Here is a 20,323-nt window from a genome sequence, read left to right as displayed (position 1 = left end):
TGCGAGATTAGTTCTGGCCTCTTCATTTCCACGTTTTTGAGGTTCTCTGACCCCTTATGTTGTATTACAGCCGCCTCAGGATGTTAGGCGTGGTGGGTATCTGTCTGATCAGTGCCCTGCTCTGCCTGCCCAATTTCATGAAATCTCCCTCATCATCCCTGCCCTGGCATCAGGTACATCTGGGGCTTGATCTGAGGGGAGGCTCCTATCTCCTGTTGCAGCTGGATACGAAAACCCTCCAGCATGACCGGCTTCAGTCACTGGAAGGTGAGATCCGTCAGGGGCTGCTTAGTGCCCACCTTGGCTATCGGCTCATCCAGCGGGATGATGCTACGGCCTCCGTGCTGCTCACGCCCCGCTCCGAAAGTGAAAAGGAGAGCGACCGGAAGGTTCTGGAAGAACTGACGCCCTCCATTCCTGGTGAACTGGCCATCAATGAGAAAGATGGCCGCTTCGTCATCAGCCTGACACCGGAATCCATCCGGGCCCGGGCCCGGGAGGCTGTGTCACGCTCCATCGAGATTGTCCGCCGCCGTATCGACAGTACCGGTGCCATCGACCCGAGCATTGCCCGTGAGGGGGAAGACCGCATCGTGCTGGAACTGCCGGGCATCAGCGATCCTCAGCGTATCAAGACCCTGCTGGGCACAACAGCCCGCATGACCTTCCATCTCGTTTCTCCAGACCCGCTCCATGCTGGTCCCGGCACGACCATGCTGCCCCTGCCTGAGGGGCGTGGAGAAATCGCTGTGGAGGACAGGGTCGACGTGGATGGTGCCAACCTGACAGACGCCGCTGCCACAATGAATGAGGGGCAATGGGTTGTCGAACTGAAGTTTGACAATAAAGGTGCAGATGACTTTGCCCGCATTACGACAGAGAATGTCGGCAAGCCGTTCGCCATCGTTCTGGACGGTCACATCTTGACAAGCCCTGTCATCAACGGCCCCATCACGGCGGGGCGCGGGATCATCACCGGGCGCTTCACGGCTCGTTCCGCCTCCGACTTGGCGCTGCTGCTCCGTGCCGGGGCCCTTCCTGCTCCCCTTGCCGTAGTGGAACAGCGCAGCATCGGGCCGAGCCTTGGTGCGGCCTCCATCCATGCTGGTGTGGTCAGTCTTGCGGCTGGCTTTGTGCTGGTCGTACTGTTCATGCTGCTGTTCTATGGCCGGTTCGGCCTGTATGCGGACATTGCGCTGTTTGCCAATCTGGTCATGATCCTGGCCATTCTGTCGCTTTTTGGAGCAACACTGACCCTGCCGGGTATGGCGGGTATCCTGTTGACCCTCGGCATGGCGGTGGATGCCAATATTCTTATCAATGAGCGTATCCGGGAAGAAGTACGGAACGGCCGGAAACCCCTGCAGGCGCTTCAGGCCGGGTTCCAGCGGGCCACGGGGACCATCATCGATAGCAATGCCACGGCCTTCCTCGCCCATGTCATGCTCTTTGTCTTTGGTACGGGGCCGGTCCGCAACTTTGCCCTGACCATCACCATTGGCATCGTCACCACGCTGTTCACGACGCTGGTGCTGTCCCGCATGCTGATTGTCCGTTGGTATGCTCATAAACGTCCACAGGAATTGCCGGTCTGATCGCCATGTTTTCTCGCCCTCTTCTCCGTTTCGTACGTGATGACCGACAGATCCACTTCATGCGTGGCCGTCATGCCGGTCTGATTGTCTCCGCCCTTCTCTCCATCGCCTCTGTGGTGCTGTTCATCACGCCGGGCCTCAATCTGGGGCTTGATTTCCGGGGTGGAATCATCGTGGAAACCCACTCTCCAGCAGCGGAAGATCCCGCCCATATGCGGGAGGTCCTCAAGGCTGGTCACATCAATGCGGCCTCCGTACAGTCTTTCGGGTCTCCGCAGGATGTCCGCATTGCCATCAACCTTCCGCCAGGGGGTGAAGATGAGCATGTTACCCAGAAGCTGGTGGATCAGGTCCGCACGGTCATCGTGCAGGCTGTTCCTGGTGTCCAGATCCAGCGGGCTGATGCTGTTGGCGGGTCCGTGTCGTCCGAACTGTTTCGGGATGGTGTGCTTGCCCTCCTCTTCAGCCTCGGGATGATTCTCATCTATATCTGGTTCCGCTTCGAGCGCGAGTTTGCCCTGAGTGCTGTCATTACACTCGTGCTGGACCTGACAAAAACCATTGGTTTTCTAGTGGTTACACGGTTCGAGTTTGACCTCGTCATGGTTGCGGCACTGCTCACCATCTTGGGTTATTCCACAAATGACAAGGTGGTCGTGTATGACCGTATCCGTGAGAATCTCCGCAAATACAGGACAATGCCTCTGCGGGAATTGCTGGATCTTTCCATCAATGAAACACTGAACCGGACACTGGGTACGTCCATGACGGTGTTCCTTGCCGCTCTGCCTCTGGCACTGTTTGGTGGAAGCACGCTGACCGGCTTTGCTACGGTCATGCTGTTCGGCATTGTCGTGGGGACATCATCATCCATCTTCATTGCCGCACCACTTCTGCTCCTAATGGGGCAGAAGCGACTGCGCAAAGCAGGCTGAGACCAGCCTTTTCACCGGAACATGGTCAGAAAAAAGGGGGCTCTGGAGCCCCCTTTTCTGTATCCTGTCCAGCTCCCGGGAACTATTTCAGGATAAGCCCAAGATAACGGGTCAGTATCTGTTCCGCCCTGAAGTCCGACCTGATCGTCTGTGAGTCCAGATTGTGGATCACAGCCTTGCGGGTCACCTCATCCATCTGGATCAGCGTGGGCATATCTTTCTGGTGCAGTTGGCCCAGAAGGAAAGCGCCACGGGCCATTCCATTGATGATGAAATATGAATAAAGGTGCGCATTGGGCGACAGAGGGACCCCGAAAGCTGTACCATCCGCCTTGGCGGAACTGGCAGACAGGACGCCTGCCAGAGCAAGACCCGCCAGGGCGCATCGTGCCGTCATTTTCATGGGGAAAAAACGGGTCATTTCTCTACTGCGCGTGCCGCCAGGAGGTCACGGATCTCCGTCAGCAGCACTTCCTCTTTGGAAGGAGCCGGCGGGGCGGAAGGCTGCGCTTCTTCCTTGCGGTGCAGCTTGCCGACCAGACGCATTACCCAGAAGATGAAGAAGGCAATGATGAGGAACTGGAGGACCGCATTGAGGAACAGGCCCACATTGATGGTCACGGCTCCGGCCTTCTGTGCCTCTGCCAGTGTATCCTTGACCGGCCCTTTCAGGGTGATGAAGATGTTGCTGAAGTCCACGCCCCCCGTCAGAAGACCCAGGATCGGGGTCAGGAGATCCTTGACGGCGCTGTTGACGATGGAGCTGAAAGCAGCGCCAACCACCACACCGATTGCCAGATCCACGACATTCCCGCGCATGATGAATTTCTGAAAATCAGAAACCCAGCCAGGTGTTTTGATAGGACTCATATAGCCTTTTCCTGAAATTTGAAGAATCTAGACCGCACGACAGGCATGATCTGTGCCATGTAGCCGAGCCCTGCCGTAGCATACAGCGTATTATGGCAAAACTGTATGAAGTCTTTAAGAATCGCTTTATCAACAAAAAGAATGATGCCCAACCTTTATTTTCCGAGCCATATCCTTTATGGAGGGCTCCGTCTGCTCCGGTCGGTATCGGAGCTTCTTTCATCAGGTTCAGGAAATATTATGAAACCCGGTATCCACCCCGACTATCATGAAATCACGGTCGTGATGGCTGATGGCAGCGAATATACAACGCGTTCCTGCTACGGCGAGCCCGGCGCGAAGCTGCGTCTGGACGTTGACCCCAAGACCCATCCGGCCTGGACGGGCGTTCAGCGTATTCTGGATACAGGGGGGCAGGTTGCCAAGTTCAACAAGCGCTTCTCCGGTATTGGCAATATCAAGAAGTAAGACAGTTTCCCTTTACGGGATGTCTGGATAGAGAAACCCTCCACCCTTTTCCTCGGGTGGAGGGTTTCTTTTTATTTCTTTCCATCTTGACCTCTCATGGTCTCTGACGCATCTTGGCGGCACTGTCGTGCATTGTCGCAGGCACCGCCCCTCATGCGGGTGGCGGGTGATTCTTTTCCAGAGTGGCCCGGGCCCTGCCAGATGCCGGACCATATTATCGCTCTGCAAAGGACTGCGTTGACATGACCCTGCCGCTAATGCCGAAGGCAACTGCCGTCTGGCTGATTGAGAAAACCGGCCTTACCTTTGACCAGATCGCCACTTTCTGCGGGATGCACCCGCTGGAGATTCAGGCTATTGCTGATGGTGAGGTTGGCGGCGGGATCAACGGCTATGATCCTGTAAAAAACAATCAGCTGACTGAAGCCGAGATCAAGCGCTGTGAGGCCAATCCCGCCGCCCGGCTCAAGTTGACAGCCACTCCCAATCCCGTGGCCCGTCGTGCCAAGGGGGCACGCTACACGCCGGTGGCCAAGCGGCATGATCGCCCCGATGCCATCGCTTTTGTCCTGCGCCAGTTCCCGCAGCTGAACGATACCCAGATTGTCCGCCTGTTGGGCACAACCAAGGATACGATTGCCAAAATCCGCAACCGTGAACATTGGAACAGCCCCAACATCAAGCCTCGTGACCCCGTCATCCTTGGCCTCTGCACCCAGACAGACCTGAATGCTGCCGTTCAGGCCGCCAATGACCGTCTCGTCCGGGAAGGGAAGCCGCTTGAGAATGATCATGAGGCAATCGACCCGGAGAGCCTCTTCCCGTCCCGTGATGAAACCGGCAACAGCTTCTGAGACAAAGAGGGGCAGAACACGATGAGTGTCTCACCAGCGCCGTCAGTCGGTGTGATCATGGGCAGCCAGTCGGATTGGGAGACCATGAAGCATGGTTGTGAGCAGCTGGACGCTCTGGGCATCCCCTATGAGGCCCGGATCGTTTCCGCCCACCGGACGCCGGACCGGCTGGCTGATTATGCCAGAACGGCTCGTGAACGTGGCCTGAAGGTCATCATTGCCGGAGCGGGTGGCGCAGCCCATCTGCCAGGAATGTGTGCAGCATGGACGACCCTGCCTGTTTTTGGAGTGCCGGTGGAAAGCCGCACGCTCAAAGGGCAGGACAGTCTGCTCTCCATCGTGCAGATGCCTGGCGGGGTGCCTGTCGGCACACTGGCCATCGGCAAGGCTGGAGCCATCAATGCAGCTCTGCTGGCTGCATCTGTCCTTTCCCTCTCCGATGACAGCATAGCCGAAAGGCTTGAAGCCTTCAGGGTACGGCAGACGGCTTCCGTGGCTGAGGTTCCTGCAGGATGAAGACGGAAGCATTACAGCCTGGCGCCTGGATCGGCATTGTTGGGGGGGGACAGCTTGGTCGCATGTCTGCCGTGGCCGCTGCCCGGTTGGGCTACAGGGTCCATATCCTCTCCAACAGTGAGCCAAGCCCGGCAGCGGAAACATCGGCCCGTTTCACGGTTGGTGCTTACGATGATCCGGTGTGTCTGGAGCAGTTCGCCCGTTCCTGTGACGTCATTACGTTTGAATTTGAAAATATCAGCGCAGAGGGTCTGGCCCATCTGGCACGGTTCTGTCCGGTCCATCCATCCGGTCATATTCTGGAAACCAGCCAGGACCGTATCACCGAAAAGACCACTCTGGAATCCTTCGGCCTGCCGGTTGCCCCCTGGAGGGAAATCGGTTCGGCAGAGGAGTTTCATGCTCTCCCATCATTCGGCTTTCCCTGCATCCTGAAAACAACCCGTTTCGGTTATGATGGGAAGGGGCAGTTCCGTCTGGAGAATGAAGCCGCTTTCAACTCTCTGGCAGCAGAGGCAGACACCCTCCCCTATCCGCTGGTTGCGGAGCGGAAAATTGATTTTGCCCGTGAGGTCAGCGTGATGGTTGTCCGCAATGCAGCAGGCACCGTGCGCTGCTTTGATGTTACGGAAAATCATCATCGCCAGGGGATCCTCCGTGTCTCCATCACACCAGCCCCCATCATGCCCGATCTGGCTGAAAAAGCGCAGACCCTGGCCGCAACGTTGGCTGAAAAGCTCGGGCTTGTCGGTATCATGGGGGTGGAACTGTTTGAGGATCGGGATGGCAGGCTCCTTGTCAATGAGATTGCGCCTCGCCCTCATAATTCCGGCCACTGGACCATGAGTGCCTGTCTGGTAGACCAGTTCGAAATGCATGTCCGGGCTGTGACCGGGCTGCCCCTGCCGCCTGCCCGACGCCATTCTGATGCCTACATGCATAATCTGATTGGCCCGGATGACATGGCGCTCCTGCCAGAGATCGTGGGGGAGGAAAATGCCTCCATCCACCTCTATGGAAAAGAGGAAGCTCGCCCGGGGCGCAAGATGGGCCATGTAAACCGCATCTTCCCTCGTGGAGGACTGCCCGGAAGCATGGTTCTTTCCCGCTATCAGCCCCAGCTTGAGGACTGATCAGTCATCATCAAGAAGCCCAAGCTGGCGGAAGCTGGTCTGGGTTTTTCTTGTGATGATGACATGGTCTATCAGACAGACATCGATGACAGCCAATGCCTTCTGAATGGCCTGGGTCATGGTGATGTCTCCCCGGGATGGGTTTACCTGCCCTCCCGGATGATTGTGGACCATGATGATTCCGGCTGCGCCCAACGCCAGACATCGTTTTGCTATCTCACGTGGATAGACCGAAACATGGTTGATTGTCCCGTGGCTCTGCACTTCATCGCGGATGAGGTGTTTCCTGTCATCCAGAAAAAGCAGCCGGAACTGTTCCACTCTTTCCCTGGCCATCTGGACCATCAGATAGTCCTTCAGCAATTCCGGTTGCTCCAGCAGGTTGCCCTCTGGCAGCAAGGACCGTCCATACCGATGGGCCAGCTCTTTCAGCACAGCACAGAATACGGCCAGAGGCACATCATCCCGGTTTATGGCCTTTCTGTCCGTTGGCTGAGCTGAAATGAGTTCAGCCAGTGAAGAATGATGCCGCAGAAGGCGCTCAACCAGCTCCTTGCGGGCATCTTTCCCGGCAACAACAAACGATGCGATTTTGTGAAAGCTCTCCCTGACGGAGGGCAGACGGTCCGTAATGATCATCCTCCTTATAGAAGCCCGGATTCACTCATGCTGACATACCATCCCTCACCAATCAGGATGCCTTCATGGACGATGACATCCAGAGACCGCAAGACCTGTCTCAGCCCCCGTACCTCTGGAGCCAGTGCCGTGGCTGGACTGCGTGGATGGTAATAGACGACGATGGCCGCAGTGGCGTGGCAGTTGAGAAGTGTCTGTGCAATTGATCGGTGGAGGGCATGAAGGTTACTGGCTGCTGGCAGCAGCTTTTCCATGATCAGGCCGTTGTTGCTGTCCAGGCAGATCAGACCGATGGCTGGCTCATCTGTCCTTTGCAATGTGCCTTTCAGATAATTCATCAGAGCCTTGGCATTGCCCAGCTGAAGCGGCATGTCTTCATCACTCTCCATGAGGGAGCGTGCTGCCAATACGGGCAGTTCCAGAAGGCTCATGATGCGCTCGCTCAGACCATGCTGCTCCAGTCTGGCAGAAGATGCCTGCAACAGCTTCCCTATCGACCCGAAAGCGGAAAGCAGCGCTTTGGCCTGCGGGTTGGTGTCCCTGCGAGGAATGGCGTAGAAAAGCAGAACCTCCAGGAGCTCATAGTCGGCCAAGGTCTCGGCTCCATGGGTGAGGATGCGCTCTCTCATCCGTGCCCTGTGCCCCTGTTTGGATGAAACTGCTTTTTTCACAATCTATGGTTATGTCCTAGCCAGCGGGTATGAGCCGCATTATACCAGATAATTGTGATGGATGATCTTTTTTCCCCCCGTTTTCCGTCTTCCGGTCCTGATTATCTGCACGGGCTGAATGAAGAGCAGCGTCTTGCCGTGGAAACGACGCAAGGCCCCCTGCTGATTCTGGCTGGTGCCGGTACCGGGAAGACCCGGGTTCTGACAACACGGTTCGCTCATATCCTGCTGGAAAAGCTGGCATGGCCCGAGCAGATACTGGCCGTGACCTTTACCAACAAGGCTGCCCGGGAAATGAGGGAGCGCATCAGCGCCATCCTCGGCCGACCAGTGGAAGGCCTCTGGTTGGGAACCTTCCACTCTCTCTGTGCCCGCATGCTTCGGCAGCATGCGCCACATGTCGGGCTGGAGCGCAACTTCACCATTCTCGATACGGACGACCAGCTCCGTCTTCTCAAGCAGGTCATAGAGCCCTGGAAACTGGACCTCAAGCGCTCTCCTCCGGCACAGATCATGCATCAGATCCAGTTATGGAAAGATCAGGCCCTGCTGCCCGATGGCATCACTGCTGCGCAGACACCTGAACTGGCCAATGGCCAGCTCCCGGCCATCTACGCTGCCTATCAGATACGTCTGAAGGAAATGAATGCCTGTGATTTCGGGGATCTCATGCTGCATGTGGTGACCATCCTCCGTCAGCATCCCGATGTACTGGAGCAGTATCAGAAACGCTTCCGCTATATTCTGGTTGACGAATATCAGGATACGAATACCATCCAGTATCTGTGGTTGCGTCTTCTGGCCAGAAGGCAGGATGGACAACCCTCTAACATTGCCTGCGTCGGGGATGACGATCAATCCATCTATTCATGGCGTGGTGCCGACATTGCCAATATCCTCCGTTTCGAGAAAGATTTTCCCGGTGCACGGATCATCCGGCTGGAGCAGAATTATCGTTCCACCCCCCGCATCCTGACCGTGGCTTCGCAGGTCATTGCCTATAATGAGGGACGGTTGGGCAAGGTTCTGCGGCCTGGGCTCGACATCATGGAGGGTGATCCTGTTGAGGTCATCAACATGCCGGACTCGGATGACGAGGCCCGTGTCATTGGCCGCCGGATACAGGAGTTTCACACAAAAGGTCATCCTTACGGTTCCATCGCCATCCTGATGCGGGCTGGTTTCCAGACACGTCCCTTTGAAGATGCCCTGATGAAAATGGGCATTCCCTATCAGATTATTGGCGGTTTGCGTTTTTATGAACGGGCCGAGATACGGGATGCCATCGCCTATATGCGGGCAGTGCTGTATCCCGTTGACGATCTGGCTTTTGAGCGCATCGTCAATCTGCCCAAACGGGGATTTGGCAGTGTTGCCCTGACCCGTCTGCGGAATGCTGCCAGAGAGAGGGGGCTGTCCCTTCAACAGACGCTTCAGCATCAGCTGGAACAGGGGCAGCTGAAGGGCAAGGCGGCCGCCACGCTGTCGGACCTGATGGACAGCCTCTCCAGGGCCAGAGACACTGTCGGCAAGGAAGGCCATGTTGTCGCCACTGACATGGTGCTGGAAGAAAGTGGGTATCTCGCCATGTGGCGGGATGACCCGAAGACCATAGAAGCCGCCGGCAGGCTGGACAACATCCGGGAGCTGATCCGGGCGATTGGTGAGTTTCCAACAATGGATGCGTTTCTGGAACATATCGCCCTTGTGATGGACAGTGACAATGCCGAAGACGATCCGGACAAGGTCAGCCTGATGACGCTCCACGCCGCCAAAGGGCTTGAGTTCCCAACGGTTTTCCTGCCCGGATGGGAGGAAGGCCTTTTCCCGTCCCAGCGTTCTCTGGATGAAGGTGGAAACCAGGCTCTGGAGGAAGAACGGCGCCTCGCTTATGTCGGCCTTACCCGTGCCCGTGAGCGGGTAATCATATCCCATGCAAATAGTCGTCGGCTTTATGCAAACTGGCAGGATTCCATACCAAGCCGCTTTCTGGATGAACTGCCTGAAGAACAGGTTTTACGGAATGTTGCAGAGGCCGGTCACGCCCTGCCCTCAAGGTCATTTTTCAGGCACAGGGCTCAGGTTCTGTCAGGACAACAGCGGGCCAGACCGTCCGCTGTGCAGCCTGCCGTCCCCATCGGAGCGACGGTGCGCCACAACCGTTACGGTGAAGGTGTGGTCATCGGGGTTGAAGGGGATCGTCTGTCCATCAATTTTGAAAATATCGGTCTGAAGCGGATCATGGCCGGTTTTATAGAGGTCGTATCGTGAAGACAAAACAGAGCCCTATTGCCCCCACCCATGTTGGTTCCCGCCATGCCCGGGCGCTGGAGACGCTTTCCATTGTGGTGGAGGAAATACACGTTCCACTTTTCGAGCAGGCCCTGCTTGGGGTCTGTGACACGGTCGGCATGTTCGAAGAGGATGATGAGCAGCGTTACTGGCGGCTGGAAGCCGTCAAGGAAAAAGGGCGGAATGAGGAGGAGCTGGATAACGCCCTGGCGCTTGTCCGTGCCATGACAGGCGTGGACGCACCCCTGCACCGGCAGAACACCGAGGCCGAGGGCTGGCTGGCCCGTACGCAGGAAGCCTTCCCTCCCCAATATGTCGGACGGCGGTTCTGTATCCGGGGGACACATCTGAAGGAGACGTCACCTTCCAATTGGCTGGACATCATACTGGATGCCGGGATCGCTTTCGGGTCCGGTGAACATGGTTCCACCCGCGGGTGCCTGCGTGCCTTGGAACAGATTGCCCATCGGCGCCCCCGTCATATTCTGGACATGGGATGTGGGTCCGGTATTCTGGCCATGGCAGCGGCTCGCCTGCTGCATCGCCCTGTTCTGGCCGTGGATATCGAGCCATGGTCTGTCCGTGTTGCAGCTTCCAATGCCCGGCTGAACAGGCTCGGCCCCCTGCTGGACTGCCGCTTCGGCAATGGCTGGCATACGGAAGCTGTTCGCCGCAATGCTCCCTATGATCTTGTTTTTGCCAATATTCTGGCTCGTCCTCTCTGCCGCATGGCCAAGGATCTTGCCCGCAACCTTCAGGCAGGGGGAACAGCCATCCTGGCCGGACTGCTCAATACCCAGGCCCGCATGGTGCTGGTTGCCCACCAGAGGCAGGGCCTGATCCTTGAAAAGCAGCTCAGGGAAGGCCCCTGGAGTACCTTGATCCTTCGGAAACCAGCCTGACTGTTCTCTCCCGTTTTTCCATGGTGGCGTCTGTGTCTCTTTCATCCATTCCTTTGCAGGACCGTCCTGCTCTCGTCCGCCAGCAATTCGACAGACTTGGCATTTCCGGTGTCATCGTCACCCGGGGTGATGAATATCTGGGGGAATATGTTGCGCCCCATTCTGAAAGACTGGCCTGGCTGACCGGTTTTACGGGCAGTGCTGGCCTTGCCATCCTGCTGGCAGAAACCGGCTGTGTTTTTTCCGATGGCCGCTACACCGTACAGATGGCCGAGCAGGCTCCGGCGGCATTGTGGGAAACCCGTCATGGCGGCCAGCATCCTCCCCGGCAGTGGCTGGCTGAGAAAGCGCAAGGGCTGCGCATCGGGTATGACCCCCGGCTGACCAGCCAGAGAGACCTCTCATCATGGGAGACGGATGGTATCCAGCTCGTACCCCTGTCTGACAATCCAATAGATATGTCATGGCATGATCAGCCTCCCTCACCAGCCAATCTGATCCATCACCAACCATTCGAATTTACAGGGGAAACAAGCCGGAGCAAGCGGGATCGTCTGGCCCGGCAGCTGCATGAAGCGGGGCAGGATGCCATGATCCTTGCGGACTGCCCGTCCCTCGCCTGGCTGTTGAACATCAGGGGAAGTGACATTGCCATGACCCCTGTCGCCCATGCGTACGGCCTGCTTCATGCTGATGGTTCGGCCGACATTTTTGCTGATGTGACCCGTTTCCATGATGCCCCGGAAGATTCAGGCATACGTCCATTCCCTCCTTCCGAACTGTCGAAGGCCTTGCAGGCCCTGGCCGGAAAAACCGTACGGCTGGACCCTGCCACGACGCCAGTCTGGTTCAGCATGGTCCTGAAGGACGCCGGAGCTCACATCGCTGATGGGCCGGACCTGTGCACTCTTCCCAAAGCCATCAAAACAACCGTGGAACAGGATGGCAACCGTCGGGCGCATGAACTGGACAGCATTGCTCTGGCCCGGTTCCTGCACTGGCTGGAAGAACATGGCCCCGGCCATCGTGAAACAGAATTGGCCGATCGCCTTGAGGCGTTCCGGGCCATGTCCCCTGATTATCGGGGCCCCAGTTTTGAGACAATTTCTGCGGCTGGTCCCAACGGCGCTTACCCTCATTACCGGGCCGAAGCCGGGCATGACAGCATCCTCCAGAAAAACAGCGTCTATCTGGTTGATAGTGGGGCGCAATATCCTTTCGGCACCACGGACATCACACGGACTATCTGGACTGGCCCGGATGAAGCACCTGCCGCCATCCAGAAAGCTTTCACGGCAGTTCTGAAGGGGCATATTGCCCTGAGCCGCCAGCGTTTCCCCATGGGACTGCCAGGTTACAGGCTGGATACTCTTGCCCGGGCGGCTCTCTGGAATCAGGGACTGGATTTTGATCATGGTACCGGCCATGGCATTGGCAGTTATCTTTCCGTCCATGAGGGGCCTCAATCCATCTCCGTAGCGCCACGGCCGACCGGCCTTGTACCAGGGATGATCCTTTCCAACGAACCGGGCTATTACGAGGTTGGCGCTTACGGCATCCGTATCGAGAACCTGCTGCTCGTTCGGGAAAGTTCCCTGCCCGAAACCGTACGGCCCTCCCTGGAGTTCGAGGTGTTGACCCACACCCCCATAGATCGCCGTCTCATCGCCATGGAGCTTCTGACAGCAGAAGAACGGCACTGGCTGGACCAGTACCATGCCACAGTTCTGGAAAAGCTCCTGCCACTGCTGGAAGATGAGCTGCACCCGTGGCTCCGTCAGAGCTGTGCACCTCTGCTTTGAAAGCAGTACCTGCATATGAAAAAACCTCTCACCATCAAGGATGAGAGGTTTCCTGCTGTACCGGTAAGACCGCTACAGGTCAGGCAGGAGGGAGGTCTTCTTCCAGCACTGTCATGTTGACGGCATAGGAGACCTCGCCCTCATCCTCATCGCGATACACAGTCCCCACGACTTCACCAGCCACTGCGATTTCCACACTCATGCCCTTGCGTGGCGGGACCTGAACTGTCAGCTCCGGAGAGCCCAGCAGACGGCGCAGTGCCTTTTGCAGGCGGGGAACCTCAGCAGCGGAAATATCGGCCATAAAGCAAACTCCAAAAAGGGAAACGGCTCCTCCTTCTCTAACCGATTGCACTGGAGACTAAAACCCATCTTTCAGACAGAAAGAAAAACATGATAAAGCAGTCCCCCCATTGCCTGCCTTTCTACTCTGATGGAGAGAGAATGACATTTCAGAAAATCCTGTTCCGGCTTACCTGTATGCTGCCGCTCGGCCTCTCTGCCTGCGGTTATTGGGATGCCCATGAGGCTCACAAAGCTCAATATGAAATGATCGGCATGACAAGCTATGATCTGCAGGCTTGTGCGGGAGCTCCCAATTCGACCAAATCACTGAATGACAGTACGGCGATCTGGGAATACGACATTTCCCGTTCGATCGCCCCTCTCCCCAGCTCTGGCCTTCTTCCAGTAAGTTCGGCTATCAGTGCCTATCAGTCTATTTTCGGTGGAGCTGGCTCAAGCTGCCGGATGCTTGTCCGTATGGATCATGATCGGGTTGCCGAGATCCATTATGCAGGCGACGATGACGAATATATTGGCGAAGATGGTATCTGCTCCATGCTGACACGCGGCTGTGCACGACAGCCTGAAGGAACAATGCGTGATGCTCCGGGCGTCTGGCCCATGGGGCCGATTTCGGCATTTCATTCCATGCCCACGGAAGAGCAGCGGCCAGAGGCCACCTATTCCGACAAATCAAGTAAATTTGTTCCGAATTACGATCATAAGCCGAACGAACCTCTTATCCAGCCAGCTCCTAAAGACGGGAGCATCCCTAAGGTCCGTCGTAACAATGGGCTATTCAGTATCCAGCAGGGCAATAATGGATTGCCCATCTTCAACACACAGCCCAACTGAATCCTGAGAGAGGTCCCAGTGACGGGACCTCTCCATGACGGTTTATGAAGTCTTCAGGAAAGCAGATCTTTCATCCGCCGCACGGAAGCTCCCAGCCCGACAAAGACGGCTTCGCTGATCAGGAAATGGCCGATATTGAGTTCTTTCAGCCCAGGCAGTTTCGTGATGGGAGAGACATTCTCGTAGGTCAGACCATGACCGGCATGAAGTTCAATCCCGCATTCAGCTGCCATATGGGCAGCCCTGTGGAGACGTTCCAGCTCGCCTTCTTTCCCCAGAGCGTAGGCTCCCGTATGCAGTTCAACCACTGGAGCTCCCAGAGCAGCCGCCGTGCGAATGGCTTCCGGCTCTGGATCGATGAACAGCGAAACACGGATGCCAGCTTCCAGAAGGCGGCTGACATGCGGGGCCAGACTTTTTCGTAATCCTACGACATCAAGCCCACCTTCTGTTGTCAATTCCTCCCGTCTTTCGGGCACAAGGCAGCAGGCGTGGGGCTTCAGTGCGCAGGCCATGGTCACCATTTCGTCCGTGACAGCCATTTCAAAATTGAGTGGAGCCGAAAGCGCCCGGAGGCGACGGATATCCTCATCCCGAATGTGGCGGCGGTCCTCACGCAGATGGGCCGTAATACCATCAGCCCCATTCTCCAGAGCCAGCTCAGCAGCACGGACAGGGTCGGGGTAGCGCTCACCCCGTGCGTTCCGCAATGTTGCAACATGATCAACATTGATACCAAGACGGATCATGGGCTGTTCCTTTCCCTCTTCATGGAGTCTGCGCATCACTCATGACACGCTGGCTTGCCATATCATGGGCCATGGCAAGCGCTGATGAAAGGCTTGAAATGCTTGCCTTTCCTGTCTCACCCGGACCGACGGCAATATCAAAGGCTGTTCCATGATCTGGCGATGTGCGGATGATGGGCAGACCCAGTGTGACGTTGACACCTCCAGCCATGTCCAACGTCTTGACCGGGATGAGGCCTTGATCGTGATACAGGCAGATTGCCGCATCGTACCGGGGACGGACAGCGGCACTGAACATGGTATCTGGTGGCATGGGGCCACTTACCTCCAGCCCTTCCCGCTGCAAGGCCTCTATAGCGGGTTTGATGATGCGGCTTTCCTCATCCCCCATCATGCCATTTTCACCTGCGTGAGGGTTCAGCCCTGCAATGGCAAGCCGAGGCTGGATCAGACCGAAATCACGTTGCAGGGCAGATGCCGTTACCCGGCTCACAGCCATGATGCGGTCTGCCGAAAGCGTCTCGATGGCCTGTCTCAACGAGACATGAATGCTTGTCAAAGCAACCTTGAGCTGCGGGCAGGCCAGCATCATGACTTCCCTGCCACGGGCACCACACAGAGCTGCCAGAAACTCTGTATGCCCCGGATGGGGAAAACCGGAAGCTGCCAGCACATGCTTGGCAATCGGGTTGGTCACGACAGCTCCGGCTGCCCCTGATAGAGCGTAATGAACAGCTTTTCTGATGCTCTCGATCACCGCTACGGCATTGCCTGTTGAGGGATGCCCGGGTTTGACCGGTTCCGGACAGGAAAGCGCCAGTACGGGCAGGGCTTCTGCAAAACAGGCGGCTGCCTCGGACGGATGGCCTATTTCCCGGTAGGGTGTGTTGCCTCCCAGCAGCACCGGGTCCCCTATCCAGAAAAAAGGTCGCCCAGCCGTTCTGAGACACTCCCAGACACGGCGTGTCAGCTCCGGCCCCACGCCAGCCGGGTCTCCCATGGTCAGGGCAACAGGTTGCGCCATGCCTAGTCTTATACGATTCATCGGGCCAAGGCAGCCAGGATACGGACCCATGAGCGTATCCCGTGGAAGAATGAATCAAGACCATACTGCTCGTTGGGAGAGTGTATCCGATCATCAGCCTGAGCAAATCCCACCATGAGTGCATCCATGCCCAAGGCTTCACGGATTTCCTCTGCTACCGGGATCGAGCCTCCACAACCAGTCATGACGGCCGGTTTGCCCCATTCCTTACCCAGAGCGTCCAATGTCGCCAGAAGAAAGGGGCTGTCCTGATTCACGGCAAAACCGGATGAAGCTCCATGCCCCGTAAAGACAACCTCGACATCTTCCGGCAGGGCTGCACGGACATAAGCCCGGAAGGAGTCCCGAATCCTGAGTGGGTCCTGCCCCGGTACCAGACGGAATGATACCTTCGCCGAAGCCCGGGCCGGAATGACCGTCTTGAAGCCATCCGCCTGATACCCGCCAGCAAGGCCATTGACCTCAAAACTCGGACGGCACCATGTCTGCTCAATGGCACTGAAGCCCCGCTCACCAGCAGCATGGGACAGGCCGACATCTTCCAGCAGGGCTGCATCATCAGGATAGAGTGTCCGCCACTGCTGGCGGGTATGCTCATCCGGCACGGTCACACCGTCATAAAAACCGGGCAGTGTGACCCGCCCCTGCTCATCACGCAGGCCACTGATGATCTGGCAGAGCAGAAAAGCCGGATTGGCCGCAGCATTGCCATACATGCCGGAATGAAGGTCCTGGCTGGCAGCGACGAGCTCGATTTCCTCGGCAACTGTGCCACGCAGAGAGGTCGTGATGGCCGGGGTTTCCCTGTCCGGCATGGCGGTATCACAGATCAGGGCAATATCAGCTTTCAGCTCTTCCTGATTCTCCTTGAGAAAGGGAAGCAGATTCTCACCACCGGATTCTTCTTCACCTTCCAGAAGAAAACTGACAGCCACGGGGAGGTCCCCATGAACAGCTTTCCATGCCCGACAGGCCTCGATGAAGGTCATCACCTGCCCTTTGTCATCGCTCGCTCCCCGGGCCACGAGGACCTTCCGGCCATCGCCGGTCTCCTTCAGGCAGGGTTCGAACGGATCCGTTAACCAGAGGGCTTCGGGGTCTGTCGGCTGAACATCGTAATGACCATAGAAGAGAACGTGGGTCTGCCCGTTCCGTACCTTCTCTGCATTGGCATCATCATGCCCGACAACCATTGGATGTCCCGGTTCTGCCCATGAAACATCCCGCAAAGACGTCGTAAAGCCAAGCCCCTGCAATTCTTCCGCCAACCAGCGTGCGGCTTTCCGGCAATCATCCCTGTGCTGCTTCTGTGTGGAAATGCTGGGAATCCGCAACAGTTCACAAAGCCGCTCCAGTGCCGTCTCCTTGGTGGCCTCCACATGCTGGAGGACTGCGGCCATACGTTCAGTCATTGTCAGCCTGTTCCTTCTGATTCTGGTCTTCTTCAGGCAATGTCACACCCAGATGAGTGGGAAGCGGCATGAATTCATCCTCCAGCCCGTCTTCCGACTCTTCATCTTTATCTTCGGCGGCAGGGGGGTCTCCAGCCGGTTTCAACACGATGCGCAGAGGGGCTGGTGCAAAGGAGCGATGTAGCGGTGCCCCTTCCTTCCCGGCAGGGGAGTCTACCGTAGCGGGCCCATTCAGTAATGCCTCGATGAACCGCCCAAAAGCTTCATGCAGGCGACCATGGCCGTGCCTCTCCCTGACCGTTTCATGCGCTTTGCGCCGTATCCGGTCCCAGAGAGCCGGATCTTCATACAGACGGATGATCTGCCGGGCAAAATGCTGCGGATCGTTGAAACCACCATCCAGAGCTTCTTCTTCATCCTTCCAGCCCAGACGTTCCATCTGAACCTTGTTCAGCACGGCCGGGATGCCCTGACCGGCGGCCTCCAGTATCTCGGTAGCCTGTGTGGCCGGGACCCGCGAAGGGTCCATGAGAATACGGCATCGCTGCATCATCCTGGGCAGCGTATCCATTTCGGCCAAGCCATCCAGTGGTGCCAGGCGCTCATAAAATCCCAGATCGACCAAAGGATGATGATACCCTCCGATCCCGATGGAAGGTGGCAGACTGAAATGACGTTGCAAGTGGGGCATCACGGCAAGGCAGAACCAGTCAAATCCGTCATGTCCGGAATCCCCTGCCCGGTAGATGGAAAGAGGGAACAAAATACCCTGCCGCCGTTCAAATTCGTCCTGTTTGCCCAGCTGCCGGCATGACACAGCATAAGGCAGAGCTGTGACATTGCCGTAGCCCAGCCTGTGCAGCAGTGCGGTTGTCTGCTCATCACCCGTCACGATGCCTTGGCAGAGCCACGCATAATCCAGTTCTTTTCTGGCTTCCCTCATGAGACGTGCCGGCTCATCCACAATGCCAACGAGACGTCGCAGATGCTCTTCCACAGCTCTGAGGGCCGTGCCGTCCTGATTGACAGTATCAAGAACGATCAGCTTGTCCTGAAGGGAAATGTCCCCTGTGGCAAGAACCGGCCCCAGACGGGACAGAACATGCGTTCCACCAATCCAGAGCAGTTTCATGTCGGTCAACCGGTCCCGCAGGAAGGATGAAAAATCATCCACACCTCGCCAGCATTCCACATCAGCTGGATAATCATGAGGAATGACGAGCCTGTCTTCTTCTTTCCGGTCCAGACCGACAACCAGCACCTGCCAGCCCAGCCAACGGAAAGCATCAATCTGCTGCATGACCCGCCGTGCTGAACCACCTTCAATCAGGCGTGGAAGATGGGGGAAAACCATCATGACAAGAGGGCGATAGCTCTTGCCCATGCGGGCGTCCCCTCGGGCCACGGCATGTCTGGGCAGAAAAACGGGGAATAGACGCCGCAAGGCATCCTTTCCCATGGTCCGCCTCGCATAACTTTCCGGCGTGGCATTCAGCAGTCTGGCCTGTACGGTTGGCCAATAAGACAGGGTCCGCCCCGTGGCCCGCAACGCCATGGAAAAACAGGTAAAGAAAGGCTCCGCCCTGTGCCCTTCCAGGTAATGCAGTGCCTGTTCCATCGCTGTGCGATGGCAGAACAGCAGCCCCCCCTGAATGGCTTCCACCATCTTCTGGAAACTGACAGACTGGGCCTGTCCTTTTTCTCCCTGACCATGGCACGTGATGCTGCCATCACGCCATACAGCGCTACCTGCTTCCAGTACGGTATTGATGCTTGTAAGAAGTTTGCCGCCCCCCTCACTTTCTTCAGCCATCATGGAAGCCATGGCAAAGGACAGGGCCATGGGCAACAGCTGCACGCCGGATTCCAGAAGCAGGATGCGCTCACCGGCAAGGAAAGGCAGACTCTCCCGCAACTGCTGCGCCAGGGGCTGGAGCTTGTCGCTGACAACGTGCCGCAACCCCTCTACTGCCTGATCCAGCCGTTGCCGGGAAAGGGTGTTGCCTGTACTGGCCACGACGACCTGCATGTCGGGAATACCCTGCGCATGCAGGGAAGCAAGCGTTGCAATATCGAGCAGATAATTGCCCTGTGAAAACAGAACGACACTCAGCTGGGGAGACGCCTGATTCACGAATCTCAAAGGCTTCCTGAACAGGGAGGGCAGACTGGCTTCGACCTTGCATAACGCCAGCCTGTTGGCGGCAGTAATGGAAATCCCGGGAATTTCGGCGCCTGTCCGCCCTTCCTGCTGTAAAATCCAGAGCAGAAAGGGATTGTCCACGTGTGCCTTGTTGAGTGACTGGGGCATATCCAGCGTGGCCACAAACGCCCTGAAATCCAGATCAGCCGATGGATTGCGCAGCTCACTGATCCCTGCCCGGATGAAATGGGCATAACCATTGCGGAACATTCCGCTTTTCACGGCATCAGCTACGTCAGGATTCTGTGCCAGATAATAGGATTCATCAAAATAAGGGTTCGGATCATAAGCGCTGGGATTGTCACATCCCATGTAATGGTGAAGTGGCCCTGTAAATACGCCATCCTCTATCAGCTTGAGAACATCGGGATATTTTTCAAGATACCAGACAGGATCGAAGTACCAGGACGTCCTGACTGTTTTCATGTCAGGATGTTCGAGGGCCAGATATTGGCTGAAGGCCCCCTGGGAGGGATCAAACGGAATGTTTTTCCCCAGACATTCACGAATGAAGAGTTCGGCATCGAAAAGGAAATGAGGCGACCGGAAACCATAATCCCCGACACGGAGAAAATGGTCATAGGCATTGACATGCCCTGCCTCACGCATGGCCCGGAGACTGTAGTCCGAATTCACCTTGAAGTAGTATTCTGCCGAGAAAAGCCAGTGTCCAGAGCAGCTCTGGCAGCCTACATCTACATAATGCTGGAACCCGCTCTGAAAGATACCTTTCTCCTGCACGCCACGCCGGACATCAGGATAGGCATTCAGGTACCATTCTTCATCAAAATACCTGTTGGGTGAAGTTCCTTCCTGTCCCTCACCGCTCTGCCATCGCTCAGCAAGCTGTCCGTCCGTCCAGACCGTCCCCGCCTCTGCCAGCTGCCGGGCATAACGGCGACGGTACCAGGCGGCATCAAATTCACTCCAGACAGGAGCCCTTGCCCGATCATTCGCTACCGCCTCGAAAAAGGTCCCATCCGTGTCCATCTTGCTTCTACCAGCCTTTCCAGCATTGAGACGACGCCTGAGCGCCTAATACCAGAGTTTCCCCTTTTTAGGGAGGATAACTACACCTCCTTTCATCAAGATCATGT

19 protein-coding genes are annotated in these 20,323 nt (G+C 56.8%); 10 read left to right on the top strand and 9 right to left on the bottom strand.

The window, feature by feature from the left end; genetic code table 11:
- Positions 1-56: 56 nt before the first annotated feature.
- Together secD and secF are read left to right on the top strand one after the other, a co-directional pair.
- The gene (gene secD / locus ASO19_RS04955) at positions 57-1,595 is read left to right on the top strand and encodes a protein translocase subunit SecD (RefSeq protein ID WP_081563146.1); all 1,539 of its coding nucleotides are present in this window, start codon (positions 57-59) and stop codon (positions 1,593-1,595) included.
- A gap of 5 nt (positions 1,596-1,600) precedes the next feature.
- Complete coding sequence (gene secF / locus ASO19_RS04950) at positions 1,601-2,530, top strand: protein translocase subunit SecF (protein ID WP_086441623.1); 930 nt, start codon at positions 1,601-1,603, stop codon at positions 2,528-2,530.
- An 82-nt stretch (positions 2,531-2,612) separates the two neighbouring features.
- On the opposite strand, the gene ASO19_RS04945 is transcribed toward secF, so the two are convergent.
- Together ASO19_RS04945 and mscL are read right to left on the bottom strand one after the other, a co-directional pair.
- Positions 2,613-2,951: a hypothetical protein gene (locus ASO19_RS04945; protein ID WP_043560170.1), complete on the bottom strand. Its 339-nt coding sequence runs from the start codon at positions 2,949-2,951 to the stop codon at positions 2,613-2,615.
- Entirely contained in the window at positions 2,948-3,400 is a 453-nt protein-coding gene (gene mscL, locus ASO19_RS04940) for a large conductance mechanosensitive channel protein MscL (protein ID WP_043560173.1), read from the bottom strand. The genes ASO19_RS04945 and mscL overlap by 4 nt, the downstream gene beginning before the upstream one ends.
- Before the next feature lie 240 nt (positions 3,401-3,640).
- Between mscL and rpmE the strand changes: the two genes are divergently transcribed.
- The 4 genes from rpmE to ASO19_RS04920 all read left to right on the top strand — a co-directional run bounded on the left by rpmE (position 3,641) and on the right by ASO19_RS04920 (position 6,371).
- Positions 3,641-3,868 (top strand): 50S ribosomal protein L31, encoded by a 228-nt coding sequence (gene rpmE / locus ASO19_RS04935; protein WP_043560174.1) that lies wholly within the window; start codon positions 3,641-3,643, stop codon positions 3,866-3,868.
- Between the two features lie 242 nt (positions 3,869-4,110).
- Positions 4,111-4,722: a DUF1013 domain-containing protein gene (locus ASO19_RS04930; RefSeq protein ID WP_052349063.1), complete on the top strand. Its 612-nt coding sequence runs from the start codon at positions 4,111-4,113 to the stop codon at positions 4,720-4,722.
- Positions 4,723-4,743: 21 nt separating this feature from the next.
- On the top strand, positions 4,744-5,238 hold the full coding sequence (purE, locus tag ASO19_RS04925) for a 5-(carboxyamino)imidazole ribonucleotide mutase (protein WP_043560177.1): 495 nt from the start codon (positions 4,744-4,746) through the stop codon (positions 5,236-5,238).
- A complete protein-coding gene (locus ASO19_RS04920; protein ID WP_043560180.1) occupies positions 5,235-6,371 on the top strand; it encodes a 5-(carboxyamino)imidazole ribonucleotide synthase in 1,137 nt (378 codons plus the stop codon). Before purE ends, ASO19_RS04920 begins: the two co-directional genes overlap by 4 nt.
- Here ASO19_RS04920 and ASO19_RS04915 read toward each other — a convergent pair whose 3' ends face one another.
- A complete protein-coding gene (locus ASO19_RS04915) occupies positions 6,372-7,010 on the bottom strand; it encodes a JAB domain-containing protein (RefSeq protein WP_086431389.1) in 639 nt (212 codons plus the stop codon).
- A gap of 5 nt (positions 7,011-7,015) precedes the next feature.
- Complete coding sequence (locus ASO19_RS04910; RefSeq protein WP_052349065.1) at positions 7,016-7,639, bottom strand: JAB domain-containing protein; 624 nt, start codon at positions 7,637-7,639, stop codon at positions 7,016-7,018.
- Between the two features lie 99 nt (positions 7,640-7,738).
- Between ASO19_RS04910 and ASO19_RS04905 the strand changes: the two genes are divergently transcribed.
- From ASO19_RS04905 to ASO19_RS04895, 3 genes are read left to right on the top strand one after another with little or no spacing between them, the layout of a single operon-like run.
- Positions 7,739-9,952 (top strand): ATP-dependent helicase, encoded by a 2,214-nt coding sequence (locus ASO19_RS04905; RefSeq protein WP_103765532.1) that lies wholly within the window; start codon positions 7,739-7,741, stop codon positions 9,950-9,952.
- Between the two features lie 17 nt (positions 9,953-9,969).
- Entirely contained in the window at positions 9,970-10,875 is a 906-nt protein-coding gene (locus ASO19_RS04900; protein ID WP_103765600.1) for a 50S ribosomal protein L11 methyltransferase, read from the top strand.
- A 32-nt stretch (positions 10,876-10,907) separates the two neighbouring features.
- Positions 10,908-12,677 (top strand): aminopeptidase P family protein, encoded by a 1,770-nt coding sequence (locus ASO19_RS04895; protein ID WP_103765599.1) that lies wholly within the window; start codon positions 10,908-10,910, stop codon positions 12,675-12,677.
- Positions 12,678-12,756: 79 nt separating this feature from the next.
- Here the strand turns inward: ASO19_RS04895 and ASO19_RS04890 are convergent, their stop codons facing one another.
- Positions 12,757-12,981 carry a DUF3126 family protein gene (locus ASO19_RS04890; RefSeq protein ID WP_043560191.1) on the bottom strand — a complete coding sequence of 75 codons (225 nt, stop codon included), beginning with the start codon at positions 12,979-12,981 and terminating at the stop codon, positions 12,757-12,759.
- A 140-nt stretch (positions 12,982-13,121) separates the two neighbouring features.
- Between ASO19_RS04890 and ASO19_RS04885 the strand changes: the two genes are divergently transcribed.
- The gene (locus ASO19_RS04885) at positions 13,122-13,817 is read left to right on the top strand and encodes a hypothetical protein (RefSeq protein WP_227431435.1); all 696 of its coding nucleotides are present in this window, start codon (positions 13,122-13,124) and stop codon (positions 13,815-13,817) included.
- 53 nt (positions 13,818-13,870) lie between these two features.
- On the opposite strand, the gene ASO19_RS04880 is transcribed toward ASO19_RS04885, so the two are convergent.
- Genes ASO19_RS04880 through ASO19_RS04865 form a run of 4 tightly spaced genes read right to left on the bottom strand, consistent with a single transcriptional unit; the run spans position 13,871 to position 20,216 of the window.
- The gene (locus ASO19_RS04880) at positions 13,871-14,566 is read right to left on the bottom strand and encodes a pyridoxine 5'-phosphate synthase (RefSeq protein ID WP_103765598.1); all 696 of its coding nucleotides are present in this window, start codon (positions 14,564-14,566) and stop codon (positions 13,871-13,873) included.
- Between the two features lie 19 nt (positions 14,567-14,585).
- A complete protein-coding gene (pdxA, locus tag ASO19_RS04875; protein WP_103765531.1) occupies positions 14,586-15,590 on the bottom strand; it encodes a 4-hydroxythreonine-4-phosphate dehydrogenase PdxA in 1,005 nt (334 codons plus the stop codon).
- Positions 15,591-15,607: 17 nt separating this feature from the next.
- Positions 15,608-17,023: a M20/M25/M40 family metallo-hydrolase gene (locus ASO19_RS04870; RefSeq protein WP_103765530.1), complete on the bottom strand. Its 1,416-nt coding sequence runs from the start codon at positions 17,021-17,023 to the stop codon at positions 15,608-15,610.
- A complete protein-coding gene (locus ASO19_RS04865) occupies positions 17,016-20,216 on the bottom strand; it encodes a glycosyltransferase (protein WP_103765529.1) in 3,201 nt (1,066 codons plus the stop codon). The genes ASO19_RS04870 and ASO19_RS04865 overlap by 8 nt, the downstream gene beginning before the upstream one ends.
- Positions 20,217-20,323 lie beyond the last annotated feature (107 nt).

It is taken from the genome of Parasaccharibacter apium, assembly GCF_002917995.1.
Classification (GTDB): domain Bacteria; phylum Pseudomonadota; class Alphaproteobacteria; order Acetobacterales; family Acetobacteraceae; genus Bombella; species Bombella apis.
The sequence above is the reverse complement of the archived record's forward strand: the minus strand, read 5'-3'. Positions and strand labels throughout refer to the sequence as shown.